At 66.1% G+C, this 15601-nt stretch carries 14 protein-coding genes and 1 pseudogene; 12 read left to right on the forward strand and 3 right to left on the reverse strand.

Annotated elements, in window-relative coordinates; all coding sequences use genetic code 11:
* Positions 1–6: 6 nt before the first annotated feature.
* The 3 genes from ACRQ5Q_RS31295 to ACRQ5Q_RS31305 all read left to right on the forward strand — a co-directional run bounded on the left by ACRQ5Q_RS31295 (position 7) and on the right by ACRQ5Q_RS31305 (position 2192).
* Positions 7–864: a VOC family protein gene (locus tag ACRQ5Q_RS31295; RefSeq protein ID WP_439393802.1), complete on the forward strand. Its 858-nt coding sequence runs from the start codon at positions 7–9 to the stop codon at positions 862–864.
* A gap of 22 nt (positions 865–886) precedes the next feature.
* Positions 887–1024, forward strand: a complete 138-nt coding sequence (locus ACRQ5Q_RS31300; protein WP_439373979.1) for a hypothetical protein — start codon at positions 887–889, stop codon at positions 1022–1024.
* A 205-nt stretch (positions 1025–1229) separates the two neighbouring features.
* Positions 1230–2192: a lytic transglycosylase domain-containing protein gene (locus ACRQ5Q_RS31305; RefSeq protein WP_439393804.1), complete on the forward strand. Its 963-nt coding sequence runs from the start codon at positions 1230–1232 to the stop codon at positions 2190–2192.
* Between the two features lie 48 nt (positions 2193–2240).
* On the opposite strand, the gene ACRQ5Q_RS31310 is transcribed toward ACRQ5Q_RS31305, so the two are convergent.
* On the reverse strand, positions 2241–3341 hold the full coding sequence (locus ACRQ5Q_RS31310; RefSeq protein ID WP_439373977.1) for a DUF1236 domain-containing protein: 1101 nt from the start codon (positions 3339–3341) through the stop codon (positions 2241–2243).
* A 96-nt stretch (positions 3342–3437) separates the two neighbouring features.
* Between ACRQ5Q_RS31310 and ACRQ5Q_RS31315 the strand changes: the two are divergent.
* Positions 3438–3899, forward strand: a pseudogene (locus tag ACRQ5Q_RS31315) (NUDIX domain-containing protein).
* A 78-nt stretch (positions 3900–3977) separates the two neighbouring features.
* Here ACRQ5Q_RS31315 and ACRQ5Q_RS31320 read toward each other — a convergent pair.
* Positions 3978–4961: a Bug family tripartite tricarboxylate transporter substrate binding protein gene (locus ACRQ5Q_RS31320; RefSeq protein ID WP_439373975.1), complete on the reverse strand. Its 984-nt coding sequence runs from the start codon at positions 4959–4961 to the stop codon at positions 3978–3980.
* Positions 4962–5369: 408 nt separating this feature from the next.
* Here ACRQ5Q_RS31320 and ACRQ5Q_RS31325 point away from each other — a divergent pair, with 408 nt between their 5' ends.
* The 4 genes from ACRQ5Q_RS31325 to ACRQ5Q_RS31340 all read left to right on the forward strand — a co-directional run bounded on the left by ACRQ5Q_RS31325 (position 5370) and on the right by ACRQ5Q_RS31340 (position 8726).
* Positions 5370–5975: a hypothetical protein gene (locus ACRQ5Q_RS31325; protein WP_439393806.1), complete on the forward strand. Its 606-nt coding sequence runs from the start codon at positions 5370–5372 to the stop codon at positions 5973–5975.
* Between the two features lie 29 nt (positions 5976–6004).
* Positions 6005–6241, forward strand: coding sequence for an HGGxSTG domain-containing protein (locus ACRQ5Q_RS31330; RefSeq protein ID WP_439399910.1), 237 nt, complete (start codon positions 6005–6007; stop codon positions 6239–6241).
* 269 nt (positions 6242–6510) lie between these two features.
* On the forward strand, positions 6511–8025 hold the full coding sequence (locus tag ACRQ5Q_RS31335; RefSeq protein WP_439393808.1) for a CYTH and CHAD domain-containing protein: 1515 nt from the start codon (positions 6511–6513) through the stop codon (positions 8023–8025).
* A gap of 149 nt (positions 8026–8174) precedes the next feature.
* Positions 8175–8726 carry a hypothetical protein gene (locus tag ACRQ5Q_RS31340; RefSeq protein ID WP_439373971.1) on the forward strand — a complete coding sequence of 184 codons (552 nt, stop codon included), beginning with the start codon at positions 8175–8177 and terminating at the stop codon, positions 8724–8726.
* A gap of 119 nt (positions 8727–8845) precedes the next feature.
* Here ACRQ5Q_RS31340 and ACRQ5Q_RS31345 read toward each other — a convergent pair whose 3' ends face one another.
* Entirely contained in the window at positions 8846–10264 is a 1419-nt protein-coding gene (locus ACRQ5Q_RS31345; protein ID WP_439393810.1) for a TAXI family TRAP transporter solute-binding subunit, read from the reverse strand.
* A 255-nt stretch (positions 10265–10519) separates the two neighbouring features.
* Between ACRQ5Q_RS31345 and ACRQ5Q_RS31350 the strand changes: the two genes are divergently transcribed.
* The 4 genes from ACRQ5Q_RS31350 (at position 10520) to ACRQ5Q_RS31365 (ending at position 15515) form a co-directional block, all read left to right on the forward strand.
* Entirely contained in the window at positions 10520–11761 is a 1242-nt protein-coding gene (locus tag ACRQ5Q_RS31350) for an MFS transporter (protein WP_439373969.1), read from the forward strand.
* Between the two features lie 67 nt (positions 11762–11828).
* Positions 11829–13022: a M20/M25/M40 family metallo-hydrolase gene (locus tag ACRQ5Q_RS31355; RefSeq protein ID WP_439373968.1), complete on the forward strand. Its 1194-nt coding sequence runs from the start codon at positions 11829–11831 to the stop codon at positions 13020–13022.
* Positions 13023–13170: 148 nt separating this feature from the next.
* Entirely contained in the window at positions 13171–14259 is a 1089-nt protein-coding gene (locus tag ACRQ5Q_RS31360) for a mandelate racemase/muconate lactonizing enzyme family protein (protein ID WP_439393812.1), read from the forward strand.
* Positions 14260–14366: 107 nt separating this feature from the next.
* On the forward strand, positions 14367–15515 hold the full coding sequence (locus ACRQ5Q_RS31365; protein WP_439373966.1) for an amidohydrolase: 1149 nt from the start codon (positions 14367–14369) through the stop codon (positions 15513–15515).
* Positions 15516–15601: the final 86 nt, after the last annotated feature.

Raw genomic sequence — 15601 nt, forward strand, 5'->3', positions numbered from 1 at the left:
AGGACAGTGGCCCTCAAAAACGTCATCGGTATCGACCACGCCGTGGTCATGGTGAAAGACCTCGACAAGGCCGCCGAGAACTATCGGCAGCTCGGCTTCACCATCTCCCCGCGCGGCACGCACAGCGCACATATGGGCACCGGCAACTACACCATCATGTTCGACCCCGACTATATGGAGCTGCTCGGCGTGCTCGTGGCAACCGAGCACAACGCGCCGGCCCGCGCCTTCGTCGAGCGGCACGGCGAAGGCATCGAGCGCATCGCTTTCACCGCGATCGACAGCGCCGCCGGCGCGGAGGAGATCCGCGCGCGCGGACTGACGCCGATCGGCCCCACCGATTTCGAGCGACCCGTGACGCTGCCTGACGGTACGATCTCGGCAGCAAAATTCCGCACCTTCATGTGGCCGACCGCGGAGGCGCCGGGTGGCGTGCGCATCTTCGCCTGCCAGCACAAGACCCGCGAGACGGTGTGGATCCCCGAGCTGATGAAACACGCCAATGCGGCCAAGCGGATCAAGCAGACGCTGATCGCAACGCGCGAGCCGGCGACGGACGCCGCGCACCTCGCGCGTCTGATCGACCGCGAGCCGAAGGCCGAAGCCGATGGCGCGGTGACCGTGCCCTCGGGGGGCGACCGCGCCGACTTCGTCTATCTGACGCTGGACCAGCTGGCCAAGCGGTATCCCGGCGTCCCGCTTGCCGGCCTCTCCGAGCGCGGAGGCGCGGCGCTGGCGCTCGTCAGTGGCGATCTCGCAGCGACCGAGAAGGCGCTGGGGTCAGCCGCGGTGCGGAGCGGGGCAGCGCTCTGCGTGCCGCCGGCCAAGGCCCACGGCACCCTGCTCGCCTTCATTGCCGGCTGAGCTTAACGCCGGGACCAGACGCATGTTCAAAGAGGTATCGCCGATCGCCTACGACGCGCCGGCAATCATGACGAAGCCGCGGGCCGCCTTCGACGAGGCCGTGCTGTCGCCCGGCGATGCTGCCGAGATCGCGATGCGGAAGGATGTCCCCAAGGCGTAAGCGCTGCAGTCTGCGCACACGACGCGTGACAGCGCTACGGTTCCCGTAGATCCGCGGGACAACCGCACATGTTCAGCCGTGGGAACACCGTATTAACACCGGGCGCCCTTCGGAATCGCAGCTTCGCCGCAATTGCGGTTAATGAAGTCCTCGTCACCGGCACAGACGCCGGTCGTTCCCCCACAGTTCGAGGACTCTTACCGAGATGCGATTTCTCGTCGCGGCTTGCGCTGCGTTCCTGATTCTGATGTGCGACGTCGGCTCACCACCCTCCTGGCAGCCATCAAGCTTCGACAATTCCACTCCGAAGTCCGACCGCGCCCCTTCGCTGGTTCCGCTGGTCGATCTCTTCCTCGCGAGCGTGCAGGCCATCGAGCTCGCGAATGCGCGCGCGGCTTACGAGGAGACGATCGAGTCGCCACGCGCGATCGAAACCGTCGTGCAGGCACCGGCTTCGCCGACCGACCAATTCTGCCGCGCGCTGAGGGAAGCGGCTGAGGCCAGCGGCATTCCCGTGCCGTTCTTCGCGCGCCTGCTCTGGCAGGAGAGCCGCTTTCGTTCCAACGAGGTCAGCCAGGCCGGCGCGCAGGGTGTCGCGCAGTTCATGCCGGAGACAGCCGCCGAAGTCGGGCTCGATGATCCCTTCGATGCCATGAAGGCCTTGCCGGCGTCGGCAAAGTTCCTGCGCAAGCTCCGCGACGATTTCGGCAATCTCGGTCTCGCCGCCGCCGCCTACAACGCAGGGCCCGGCCGCATCCAGAAATGGCTCGCCAGGGAAAGCGAGCTGCCGCGCGAGACACGTGACTATGTCCGCATCATCACCGGCACCAGGGCTGAGGACTGGACCGAGCGTTCGGAGGCCCTCGCAATCAGGATCGACCTGCCGCGCGAGGCCCCCTGCGAAGGCATCGGCAGCCTGTCCAAGTCGAAGGACGTCGCCTGGGTTCCGGTCAACCTGGCGCCGTCGGTCATCACCATCATGCGCAAGGCCGAGCAGCTGGCGGCGCGCCTTTCGGCCAACCGCGCGCGCAAGCGGTTCGCCTCGCTGTTGCGCAAGAGCGGTTCGGCTCACGGCAAGGCGCGCAGCATGATTGCGGCGCGCGCGGCCGGCAAGAGCGCGAAGGCGCGTGCCATCCGTGTGGCATCGCGCGATCGTTCCTCCAGCTGATGCGGATGAAGAAGCCGCTCGGTTGAGCGGCTTCAACTGCCATCGCGGCTAGTCGATCTCCTCGATCACGCGACGTTCGCGTGGCTCGACGACATAGGTCCGCGTATCGCGATGGATGTAGCGATATTCCCGCAGGTCCGGCGCATCCCGGTACACCGTGCTCGGGAATTCCTCGACGTCGACAGTGTCGGGGACGCGGTCACCGACATGAATCTCGGTGCGTGCGGTGCTGCCGGTGGTCCGCGCTTCGCTCCGTCCCTCGGTGCGGGACCTCGCATGCTTGCGGATCACTTCCCGATCGCGATCAGAGAACTTGCTGGCGCTGCGCTCGCGCGTGGTCGTGGTGGCGGTGGACTGCCCGGAATACGGAAGGACCGTCACGATCTTGTAGGTCGCAGGATCGACCACGACGATCTGATCCTTCACCAGCGCGAAGCTGTAGCCGCGGTATTGCGGCACGATCTCGACGACGTCGGGCGGCAGCGTCGATAGCTGGATGTCGCGCGGCACCACCGTGCCGACATTCAGCGAGAAATTGACGTTGGTCAGCGGCCGGACGTTCAGGTGCGAGATCGAGGCGCTGATCCTGGTTTCCTGCTGGCGGTTGAGATTGACGTCACCTTGGGCGGCGGCCTGCGAACCGGTTCCCGTCCGCTCACCCTGCGCCTGATTGGTAGCGGGCGCATTGGGCGCCTGCTGAGCCTGATTGGCTCCGGTCGCGCTGGGGGCCTGCTGCGCCTGGTTGCTGTTGTTCGGCGGCGGATTGGACCGATCCTGCGCCTGGTTCGTTGCCGGTGAATTGGCACTCTGTTGCGTCGCCGGCTGGTTCCCGGTCGTGCTCGAGTTCGCCGTCCCGCTTTGCGGCCGCGAGGAGGTGTCCGTGCTGTTGGCAGCATTGGACGTGCCGGAGCCGGCGTTGGCTCCTGACGACGGCGTGGTGGTCTGCGTGTTCTGCGCTGACGTCGGTGATTGCTGCGGTTGCGACTGCTGCGTGCTGGCCGCGCCCGACGGCGAGGTGGTGGACGGCGCTGCCGAACTCGATTGGGATTGCGGCGTCTGCTCGGACTTCGTGTTCGTGCCGGGCGATTGCGCAAAGGCGGCGCTTGCCAAGACCAGTCCCAATGCGGTTGATGCTAACAGTCGGATCATGCTTGTCTCCCTTTGGCCGGTTCAACTTTGGTTACTAACCGGCGTTGGGAAGCTCGGTTCCAGGATTTCCCGACCCTAGGCTGCAGGGAACTTGCAATGCCATCCAAGAGCGCCGGGATCATCGCCTATCGCAAGCGCCACGCTATCGAGGTTCTGCTCGTGCATCCGGGAGGGCCGTTCTAGCGCAACAAGGATCTCGGCGCATGGTCGATCCCGAAGGGCGAATACGCGGACGGAGAGGACGCAGAGATCACCGCACGGCGCGAGTTTGCCGAGGAGCTGGGACTTGCGGTGACGATGCCGCTGATCGCGCTTGGTCAGATCAGGCAGCGCGGCGGCAAGATCGTCACCGCGTTCGCGGCCGAGCTCGATATCGACGTCGGCAGCATTCGCAGCAACACGTTCGAGATCGAATGGCCACCGGGAAGCGGGAAGCGACAAATGTTTCCCGAGGTCGACCGCGCCGAATGGTTCACGGTCGAAGAGGCGAACCAGAAGATCAATGCAGGACAACGCCCGCTGCTCGACCGCCTCGCTCAGGTCGCGGGCGGCGGATAGGCGCCGCGTACATCGAGATCCCGCGCCGCTGCTGAACGATCTCGGCTATCGCAAGCAGATCCTGTGGCTCCAGCTCCCCTACTCCGCCTTGATGTTCGCGGCAGCGACGACCTCTGCAAGCTCCTTCGTCTCCTTCGCGATCTTGGCGGCATAGTCGGCCGGGCTCAGCACGCTGACGACGCCCTGCGAGCCGAGCTTGTCCGCGACCGCCGGGTCCTTCGCAGCAGTAACGATCTCCTGGTGCAGTGTTTGGAGGATCGGCGCGGGTGTCGCCCTCGGCATGAAGAAGCCGACCCAGAACGAGATGTCGAAGCCGGGATAGCCGGCCTCCGCGACGGTCGGCACGTCGGGCAGCGCCGGCAGCCGCTCGGCCGAGGACACCGCGAGCGCGCGCAGCTTGCCGGCCTTCACCAGCGGGACGGCGGAGAGCGGATCGAACACCGCCAGGACCTCCTGCGCGAGGATGCCGACCTCGGAAGCCGCGCCGCCGCGATAGGGCACGTGGATCAGCTTGATGCCGGCCTTCTGGGCGAGCAGCTCCATGGCGAGATGGGCGAGGTTGCCGTTGCCGCCCGAGCCGTAGGCGAGCGCGCCGGGGGCCGCCTTCGCCGCCGCGACGAGATCGGCGACGGTCTTGATGTCGGCGGTCTTGGGATTCTCCGGATTGACCACCAGCACCAGCGGAGCCGAGACGACGGTGGTGAGCGGCGCGAAGTCTTTTTCCGGATCGTAGCGGATGTCCTTGAACAGCGTCTTGTTCAGCGTGATGGTGGATGAGTTGCAGGCGAGCATGGTGTAGCCGTCCGCGTCCGCACGCGCGACGCCTTCGGCGGCGATCATGCCGTTGGCGCCGGCGCGGTTCTCGACCACGAAGGGCTGCCCGAGCTTGTTGCCGAGCCGGTCGCCGACGATGCGCGCGACGACGTCGACGGGGCCACCCGCGCTGAAGCCGACCATGATTTTCACCGGCCGGGACGGATATTTCTGCGCGAGCGCCTCAGTCGCCAGCGCCGCGGCGGATAGTCCGGCGATGAGCGCCAGCAGGCGGGCCATCCGTTGCATTCGTTCTCTCCCCAACCTCGCGCGCCGCTCGTGCATCTTTCTTGGTGCGGCGCCTGCAGCCATGATGAGCGGCCGCGCCGGATTCCGCAATCGTGTTTGCGCGGCCGCATTCCGCCGCGCGGCAGGCAAAGGCCGCTTGCAAACAGAACGTGCGAAAACAACCCCATGCACAGTAGCCGGCTCGCGAAAGAACGGGGACTTGCACGCTCCGCAACGACGTTTGACCCGTCGGGCAAAACAGGGGCATAATGTCACCATCGCAACCATCGTCAGCATCCCCGCCGACCCGGCCACGGATGTCACGACCTGGCTGCGCATAAACCCTTCATCGACATTCCGAAATCCGCATCCGCGCGCGACGGGCGAACGCTCGCGCGTGCGCGCCTGCGTCAGCAAAGGACACGGCCCATGACGACAGCTCTCGAACGCCACATCGCCTCGCCGCTTGCGGCAAACCATCGCAGCGGCGATGCCGCGAACCCTCGGGTCAAGCTCTACAAGCGCCGCATTGCGATCAGCCACCCGGACCCGCAAGCCGGGGAGCGGTTGCTGGCCGAGGCGCTCGGTGCTGTCGACCGCGACGCGCTGCACGGAATGCTCCGGCAATTGGTCAAGGCGAGCGCGATCGGACAGAAGCCCGATGAGGCCAATCTCGCCTTCATGATCTCGACGATCAGGAGCATCGCGCCGAAGGATTCCATCGAGGCCATGCTGGTGTCCCAGATGGTCTCGGTTCATATGGCGGCGATGCGTTGCGCCTGCCGGCTCGCCTGCATCGACGACCTTCCGCAGCAGGAAAGCGTCACCCGCGCATTGACCCGGCTCTCCCGCACCTTCGCTGCCCAGGTCGAGGCGCTGAGCCGCCACCGCAACAGCGACGAACGCGCGATCACGGTGCAAAACCTGTCCGTGCAGGACGGCGGACGCGCGATCGTCGGCAACGTGACCCAGCATGGGAACATGCTCGTCGCGGAGACAGGCGCGGGCGAGGCAAGGCAATGGGCAAACCCATGACCGGCGCCCACGCCCGCAACACGGCCCCGATGCAGTCGAGCCCTCGCTGCGGCGCGAGGACGCGCGATGGCGGCACGTGCCGCGCCCCGGCCCGGCACGGGAAGGAGCGATGTCGCATGCATGGAGGCGCGCAGCGAAGCGGCGCCCGGAAGGGAAACGAGAATGCGCTGAAGCATGGACTGTTCACGCGAGCGGCCAGAGCCGAGGCGGGACAGGTGCGACTGCTGCTCGACGGGGCGCAAAGACTGCTGGAGGAGTTGAAGTGATGTGTACCAGGCGCTGCTGCCACTCTCGCGGGCGGGCCGGCTGCGCTTCGCCGTCGCCATCAAAGCCATCGCATATGGGGGCAATTTGTCTTTGGCCATCCTTCGAGACGCCCGCCATTGGCGGCCAACGACCTTTCTCGGGGCAAGTTCCGTGAATTTTCCATGACGGGCCGACGTGAATCACCGCCAGACGCATCGCGATCCAAAATGCCTTTGCACCGGAACTTCTCGAGCTGGCACCACTTGAATGGGCAACGGAAGCATGCCCGATGAATGCCGAAACTGAACTGAAATTCCGCCTTGCGCCGCGAAAGTTGTCATCCGTCTTGCGGGCCGCAGCTTCAAACGGACGGCACGGCGACCGGTCGGAGCAGGATCTGGTGTCGACCTATTACGACACCAGCAAGCAGAAGCTCAGGCGACACGGTCTCACGCTCCGCATCCGCAAGGTTGGCGATCGCTACGTGCAGACCGTGAAGGCGGGCGGCTCCGGAACCGTGACGCGCGGCGAATGGGAACATGAGGTCGCGGGCGCAACGCCCGACTTCAAGAAGATCAAGAACACGCCTCTTGCGGACCTCGCGTCCAAGAAGCTTCCACGCAAGCTGCGACCGGTTTTTCAGACCGAGATCCATCGCACCACCGAGGCAAGGCGGGTGCGAAAGAGCCAGATCGAGCTCGCCATCGACCGTGGCCGCATCGGCGCCGGGGAGCGCTCGCGGCCGGTCGCCGAGCTCGAGCTGGAATTGAAGTCAGGACAGGTCGCCGATCTGTTCCGCCTGGCGCGCAATCTCGAACGCAGGACGGGCGCCGAGCTCGATCTGCGCTCCAAAGCGGAGCGAGGCTTTCAGCTCGTGACGGGAAACGGCGCAGGCGCGCAGCACGCCGAGCCGATCGCACTCAAATGCGAGCTCTCGCCGCGCATTGCCTTCGGCGTGATCGCGCATTCGACGCTTCGCCAGATTACGGCGAATGCCGATCCGGTGCGGGACATGGATTCGGAAGGCGTCCACCAGATGCGCGTCGGCCTACGGCGCTTGCGAGCCGCGATCTCGCTGTTCTCGGACGTCCTGCCGAGCGCCAGCACGGAACGGATCAAGGCCGAGCTCAAATGGCTCACAAGCGAGCTGGCGCCCGCGCGCGAGATCGACGTCTTCCTCAATGAAAGCATTCGGCCGATCGCCGATCAGGGCGTGCCGAAACGCGGCGCTCGCGCGATCGCCAGGAAGTTTTCCGCGGAGCGAAGGGCCGCCTTCGCGCGCGCCCGCGAGGCGGTCGAATCGCCCCGCTACCGCCGCCTGCTGATCGACCTGATCGAGTGGATCGAGACCGCCCAGTCCCACACCGACGACGAGCGGTCGATTGCTGCTTACGCCGCCGCGGTGCTGGACCGCCGGATCAGGAAGGCGCGCAAGCAGGGCAAGCATCTTGACGATCTCGACCCGAGGCAGCGTCACAAGCTGCGGATCAGGATCAAGAAGATCCGTTACGCCGTCGACTTCTTTCGGAGTCTCTACAGCGATCACGACCAGGGGCAGCTCGCTAGCCTCTCCGGCCAACTCAAAGCGACTCAATCCGCGCTGGGATCGCTCAACGACTTCATGACGCATCGCGAGCTGGCGACGGAGACGGCGCTGACAGCGCCGCCGGCCAACCGACGCGCGCAGGCTTTTGCATCGGGCTTCATCGTCGGCCGGGAGCATGAGGCGGCGCACAGGCTGATGGAGGACGCCGCCGGCGAGCTGCGCCGATTGCACCGGCTGCGCGTCGCACCGGGCGAGTGACCGTTAGAGAAGCGGAGCCGGCGAAATCAGTTCGGCTCCGCCCTTCGCCACAAAAGCGCCTCATTTTCCTCCGGGTTCGCCGTCGTATTTTGGTCCAGGATTGTTCCTTCTCTGCGGCGGGGCAGGCTTCATGAACCTGGAGACCTGCGATGTACCGTCGTTTTACGTTTGCGTTTGCGTTTTCCTTTTCCTTTATTTGCATTGTTGCGATTTCATCGGTCGCTGCCGACGCACGCCCCGCTCGATCCCTCCGCGCGGCGTCGCCGCCCGAGTGCAACGTCGTCATGCCCTGCGACTTCTCCGGCTCGAACATGCGCACGACGGCATCGCGTGTTCGCGCGCCGCAAGAGATGACGGGACGCGTTGCCATCATGCGGGTTGCAACAGCGGACGGCGCAGGCCAGGTCGTCGGCGGCCGTCCATCCGGCTGCCCGCGCTCCTTCTGCGGTTGCGCGGCGTCGATCCGCGTGTTTGGCCACATCGTGCCGGGATTGAATCTGGCTGCGAACTGGCTGCGCTTTCCGCGGACCTCGCCTGCGCCCGGGATGGTCGCTGCGCGGCACGGGCACGTCTTCGTTCTGGAGCAGCATGTCGGCGGAGACGTGTGGATGGCGTATGACGGCAATTCAGGAGGCCGGGCCACCCGCATTCACGCGCGATCGCTGCGGGGCTATGCGGTGGTGAATCCGCGCGTCGGGTGAGCCGGCGCTACAGGCCCGGCGCGTTCACCTTGTCGCGCAGGCGATGACGGTGGTCATCCAGGAGCAGTAGCGCGCTCCAGGTGCCGCGGGGATCGCCGACGGCATGCTAGCCCGACACCTCACCCTCGCGGCGCTGTTGCGGCGCCTCGAACGGTTTCGAAACTGGCGCGCTGCAGCGCGGCTCGTCTCTCCGCGATGGCATTGCTCAACAGCTCGAGCACCAGCCCAAATGCCGCGAGTTCTTCTTCCTCGATAGCGCCATCATCGTAGCATTCGAGCGTTTCATGGATGATGGCGTCGGCCTCGCGCTGCAGGGACAGAAGCTCCTGGTTGGACTCCGCGGTTCGCGCACTGGAAACCATGGCCAGGATTCGCTTGCGATGGCTGGTGTTTTCCTCCCTTTCGTCGCGATTCAAGTAGCGACGCAACCAGGCGACGGCCGAACCGATCCCGGAGAGAAGGAGGAGCCCGAACCAGAAGTAGTCGCCGTACCGGTCGAGGAAGGTGCGTTCATTACCGTCGATCACCGCCGCCGCCCCCCGGTGGACCGGCAGCTCGCTGTCCTTCTCGACGTCCGGCTTGGTGATGTGGGCGGCACCGGGCACCTGCCTCGCGACCGCCTGACGAACGGCAAAGAGCTGCCGAAAAAACGCGGCCACCGTCGTTTCCGACAAGGTCTTTTTTGCCACGATGAGGTGACTGACGCTGACCGTCTCGACCTTGTCGTCCGGCCAGGCGGGATCCGCATTGAAGACGCTCGGCGGAATCTCCTCCGATTCATACCGAGGGTGCTTCAGGGCGATCGCTTCCGACGTCTCGATGGCGAGAAATTTCGGCTCGCCGCGCGTGCGCGCGGTGGCAGCGACGGCGTCCGAAGTGATCTTGCTGTCGAGCGGCCCGACCGCCATGAAAGCATCGAGGCTCGCATCGCGCGCCAGTTCCTCGATGTTGTCCGTGCCAAAGTGCGTTACCGCGACCTTGTCCGCCGCTACGCCGGAGCTGCTCAGGATCAGCCGCAGCAAGGCGGCGTTCGCCGCGGTCCGCCCGATGATACCGACATGGCGTCCGGCGAGATCGGCGACCTCCTTGATTTTCGGCGAGTGCTTCCTTTTCGAGTTCTTGCCCGCAGGTCCGGATGGCGCCCACAGCACAACGAAGTTCTTGCGCACGACCGCGACGGCCTGTGCCTCGGCGGGCATGTCGAGGTCGCCGCGGCCGATGGCCAGGTCGGCCTTGCCGGCGGCAAGCAGGGCAAGAGACTCTGCCGCGCCCTCGGTTTTGATCGGGGACAGCCGGACCGTTCGGCTCTCGCTGCCGAAGGCGTCGGCCATCGCCTGAACGACCTTGTCATCGTCGCTGCCCGGCGGCCCGACGGCAATCCGGAGCGTGTCCGGCCGCAACGCGTAATACAGCGCACCCGTTGCGGCCCCAAAAACAAGAAACCCGACTGCGAGGGCCAGCAGCAGGGAATTGCTCCTTCTCCGCTCTCGGCGGGCCGCGTCACCGGTCGTCTGACTTGTACTCTCGGACGAAGACATTGCCGCTGCCGCAGATCAGGGCGCTTGCCGCTTCCAAGCATACCGCGTTTTCCCCGGAACAACGTCTTGGCGGCCCACTTGGTTCATATTGGCTGAAGCCTGCAATCGCCGCGCAGGCCCCTGCCAGAACGCCCCCGGCCGGTTTCTGGACTGCTCTGCCCTCACGTCTCGTCGGCTGACACGCACCTCCCGCTGTTGGCACGCGCCCTCCGATCGTGTAACGGCACCAAAAAGCTTTGTCGGGACGGATGCTCAATGGGTGCTGCCGGTGATAACGTGGGCGATGCCAGCCGCGTATTGATTTTCGCGCTGGTCGCGCTCGCCTGCGGGCACATGCTCTCGACCTTGCTGCGCACGATTCCGGCCGTCAGTCTCGATCTGATGGCGGCGGATTTCCGCATCGAGCCGCAGGCGCTGGCGAGCCTGACCTCGCTCTATCATTTCGCCTTCGCGGCCTCGCAGGTCCCCGTCGGCGCGGCGATGGACCGGTTCGGCGTGCGGCCGGTGTCGCTCGGCCTGCTGGCAGGAACCGTGTTCGGCGCGGTGGCCTCGGGCTTTGCGACGGGACCTGCGAGCTTTGCCGTCGGGCAGTTCATGCTCGGCGTCGCGACCTCGGGCATGCTGATGTGCCCGATGACGCTTGCGGCCAAGCAATTGTCCGCCGCGCGGTTCGGATTATGGTCGGGCGCCATCCTGTCGATCGGCAACATCGGGATGCTGCTGTCGTCGAGCCCGCTCGCCTTCGTGATCGACCAATATGGCTGGCGGGCCGGGTTCTGGATCTCCGCGATCGGCGGCATCCTCGTCGCACTCGCAGTGTTCATGCTGGTGCCGAGCCAGCCGGCCGAGCACAAGGACGATTCCTCGCCGTTGTCGCAGATGATCGAGGTGCTAAGGCTCGGCCTGTCGCGGCCGCTGCGCGGCGTGATCGCGCTGGCGCTGGTGTCGCTGGCAAGCACGCTGGTGCTGCGCGGCCTGTGGGGCGGGCCATGGCTGATGGAGATCAAGGGACTGACGCGGGTCGAGGCCGGCAACCAGCTCGGTGCGTTCACGCTGGCGATGATCGCAGGTCCCCTGCTGGTCGGCATGATCGATCGCAGGCTCGGCCGCCGCCGCGAGCTGGTTGCCGGCACGCACGCGGTCGCGGCGCTGCTGCTCGCGCTGATGGCACTGGGCGCGCCGCACTTTCCCGTTGCATGGCTGTTCGGCGTGAACGTCATGCCGCCATGCTACGACCTGGCACTGTTCGTGCTGATCGGCCTCTTCACCTCGGCGCAGCCGCTGCTGTTCGGCATGTCCAGGCAACTCGTCGACGCGCAGGTCGCGGGAAAAGCACTCGCGGCCGTCAATCTCGCGTTCTTTCTCGGCACCGCACTGATGCAATCCGTCACCGGCGCGGTGGCCGCGCTCGCGGGGCTGCCGGCCGTGCTGCTGTTCATGGCGGCCGCGCTGGCGTTCGGCGTGCTGATCTTTTTGATCTACACGCGGCCGGTCTGAGCCCCTTGCGAAATGCCAAGCCGCAGTGGATGCTGCGCCGCTATCTGCCTCAAGGGAATTCCAGTCCATGCCTGTCGACCACAAAGCCGCTACCGATCGTCTCATGCGCTTCCTCGCCGTCGAGGGCGTCACCGGACAGGAGGCGGCGATCGGGCGAGAGCTCACGGCTGCGCTGAAGGAGGCCGGCGTTCCGGCGAAGGCGATCCGGTTCGACGATGCCAACACGCGCATCCCCGTGCCGACCGAGACCGGCAATCTCATCGTCGACCTGCCCGGCCGCGGCGCGCTGCACAACCAGCCGCGCATCATGTTCATGACCCACATGGACACCGTGCCGCTCTGCGCCGGCGCCAAGCCGAAGAAGGCCGGGCGCAAGATCGTCAACGAGGCAAAAACCGCGCTCGGCGGCGACAATCGCTGCGGCTGCGGCGTGCTGGTGACGCTCGCGGCCGAGCTCGCCAAGCAGAAGCTGGATCATCCCCCGATCACGCTATTGTTCTGCGTGCGCGAGGAGAGCGGGCTCTATGGCGCGCGCCACGTCAAGCTCGACGAGCTCGGCAAGCCGGTGATGGCGTTCAACTATGACGGCGGCTCCGCGTCCAACGTCGTGATCGGCGCCGTTGGCGCCGACCGCTGGACCGTCGAGATCTTCGGCCGCGCCTCGCATGCGGGCGTCGCGCCCGAGCGCGGCATCTCCTCGACCATGATCATGGCGCTCGCGCTCGCCGACGTGAAGGCCGGCGGCTGGTTCGGCAAGGTGGTGAAGGGCAAGCAGCAGGGCACCAGCAATGTCGGCCCCGTCACCGGCGGCGAAGGTCGCCCCGCGGGCGATGCCACCAACGTCGTCACCGACTACGTCCATGTGCGCGGCGAATGCCGCAGCCATGACGGAAAATTCTTCAAGGAGATCACGAAAGCCTACAAGGCCGCGTTCGAGAAGGCGGCCAGGAAGGTGACGAACGCGCAAGGCAAATCCGGCAAGGTCAAGTTCAAGGCCGAGACCGACTATCATCCGTTCCGCATGAAGGAGAACCTTCCCGTGGTGAAGCGCGCGATCGAGGCGGTGGCTGCCGTGGGCGGCACCCCGAACGTGCGCGCCGCCAATGGCGGCCTCGATGCCAACTGGATGGTCCGCCACGGCATTCCGACCGTGACCTTCGGCGCCGGCCAGAACGAGGCGCACACGGTCGACGAATGGATCAATCTCGATGAATACGACCGCGCCTGTGCGCTGGCCGTGCAGATTGCGACGATGCGGTGAGTCCGTATTGTGGGTTAGCGTCAGCGTGACCCACCACGGCATCTATCCGCGGCGACAAAAGTGGTGGGTCAGGCCAGCGGACTGCGCTTCGCGCAGCCGCCAGCTAAGCCTACGAAGAAGAAGAAGAAAGAATCATCAGGGAGGCCACATGGTACGCATCGCAGGCATCGACACCGGACTCTACCGGATCCCCCTCCCCGTCACGCTGTCCGACTCCACGCATGGCGAGATCGCGGCGTTCGAACTGATCACCTGCCGCATCCGCGATGCCGAGGGCGCCGAGGGCGTCGGCTACACCTATACCGTGGGCCGAAATGGCGGGGCGATTGCCGACATCCTCGGACGCGAGATCCCGCCGCTGCTCGAGGGACGAGAGGCCGACGACACCGAGGCGATCTGGCATCATATCTGGTGGGGCCTGCATTACGGGGGACGTGGCGGGCCGACGGTGCTGGCGCTCTCCGCGCTCGACATCGCGCTGTGGGATTTGAAGGCGCGGCGCGCGAAGCTGCCGCTGTACCAATTGCTCGGCGGCTTCGATGCACGCGTGCCCTGCTATGCCGGCGGCATCGACCTCGATCTCTCGGTCGAGGCGCTGCTGAAGCAGACCGAGGGCAATCTCGCCAAAGGTTTTCGGGCCATCAAGATGAAGGTCGGCCGACCCGACCTTGCCTCCGACGTCGCGCGCGTCGCCGCCATGCGGCAGCATCTCGGTGACGGCTTTCCGCTGATGGCGGACGCCAACATGAAGTGGACGGTCGAGGAAGCCATCCGCGCCGCCCGCGCATTCCAGCACTACGATCTCACCTGGCTGGAGGAGCCCGTCATTCCCGATGACGTCGCGGGCCATGCCCGCATCATGCAGGCCGCCGGCGTGCCGATCGCGGCGGGTGAGAATTTGCGTTCGCTGTGGGAGTTCAAGAACTACATCGTTGCGGGCGCGGTGTCCTATCCCGAGCCCGACGTCACCAATTGCGGCGGCGTCACCGCCTTCATGAAGATCGCGCGGTTGGCGGAGGCCTTCAACCTGCCCGTCACGAGCCACGGCGCGCACGACATCACCGTGCATCTGCTCGCGGCGTGCCCGAACCGGTCGTATCTGGAGGCGCATGGTTTTGGCCTCGACAAATATATCGAGCATCCGCTGGTGCTCGAGGACGGCAAGGCGCTGGCACCGGACCGTCCGGGCCACGGCATCGGCTTCGACTGGAAGGGCCTGGCGAAGCTGGCGGCGTAGGCAACGCGCATTGCTGCACCCGGGGCATTCGCCGGCGCCTGATGCTTCGGCCCGGTATTCGGCTATGCTGGCTGCAAGCCGGCCCTCCCAGTGGAAGATTCCCTGCCTTGACACCCGAGCTGCACCAGAAACTGACCGCGTGGCGCCGGCATCTGCATGCCCACCCCGAACTGTCCCTCCAGGAGAAGGCCACCGCCGCCTTCGTGCAGAACAAGCTCACCGAGCTCGGCATTCCCTTCGAAGCCGGCGTCGGCGGCCATGGCATCGTGGCAACGTTGACGCGCGGGTCTGCGCAGGGCCGCGTCGGCCTGCGCGCCGACATGGATGCGCTGCCGATCACCGAGGACACCGGCCTGCCCTACGCCTCGACCAGTCCCGGCGTGATGCATGCCTGCGGCCATGACGGACACACCGCCTCGCTGCTCGGCGCGGCCGCGCTGCTCGCCGCCGATACCGACTGGAGCGGCACGGTCCATTTCATCTTCCAGCCGGCCGAGGAAGGTTATGGCGGCGCGCGCATGATGGTCGCGGACGGGCTGCTCGAGCGCTTTCCGATGCAGCGGGTGTTCGGCTTTCACAACTGGCCCGGTCTGCAGGCCGGCAGCATCGCGGTCCATGACGGCGTCGTCATGGCCTCCGGCGGCCGCGTCACCATCACCATCGAGGGCCATGCCGGACATGCCGGCATGCCGCATCTGACGCGCGATCCGGTGATGGCGGCCGGCCATCTGATCGTGGCGCTGCAGTCGATCGTGTCACGCAGCGTCGATCCGCTCGACACCGCGGTGCTGTCGCTGTGCACGATCGATGGCGGCACCGCGCCGAACCAGATCGCGGGCAAAGTGGTGATCCGCGGCACGCTGCGGTTTCACCGCGAGGAGATCAAGGACACCATCCTGGGCGCGATCGAACGGACCTGCGCCGGCATCGCCACGAGCTTCGGCGTCAAGGTCACGCCCGAGATCGTCATGGGCGTCGGCGTGGTGATCAACACTCCGGCCGAGGCGGGCCTGGCGCGCCTCGCCGCCGAGAAGGTGCAGGCTCCCGTTCGCCGCGACCTCGCACCGAGCATGGCCGGCGAGGACTTCGCCTTCTACCTCAAGCATCGGCCCGGCGCCTTCGTCTGGATCGGCAACGGCGAATTGCGCGACGGCGCCGAGCTGCACGGCCCGCGCTACGATTTCAACGACGCCATCCTTCCCGTCACCTCCAGCTGGATGGCCGAGGTCGCCAAGTCGGCGCTGAGCGCGAACTAAAGCGGATGAGATTTGGTTGAATCGATGCGCGCCCAGGGCTCGATTCACCTCTTCCTCCGGGAGAGGTGAATCATCAACGGCCCGCC

This window comes from Bradyrhizobium sp. PMVTL-01 (assembly GCF_051861855.1).
Lineage (GTDB): Bacteria > Pseudomonadota > Alphaproteobacteria > Rhizobiales > Xanthobacteraceae > Bradyrhizobium.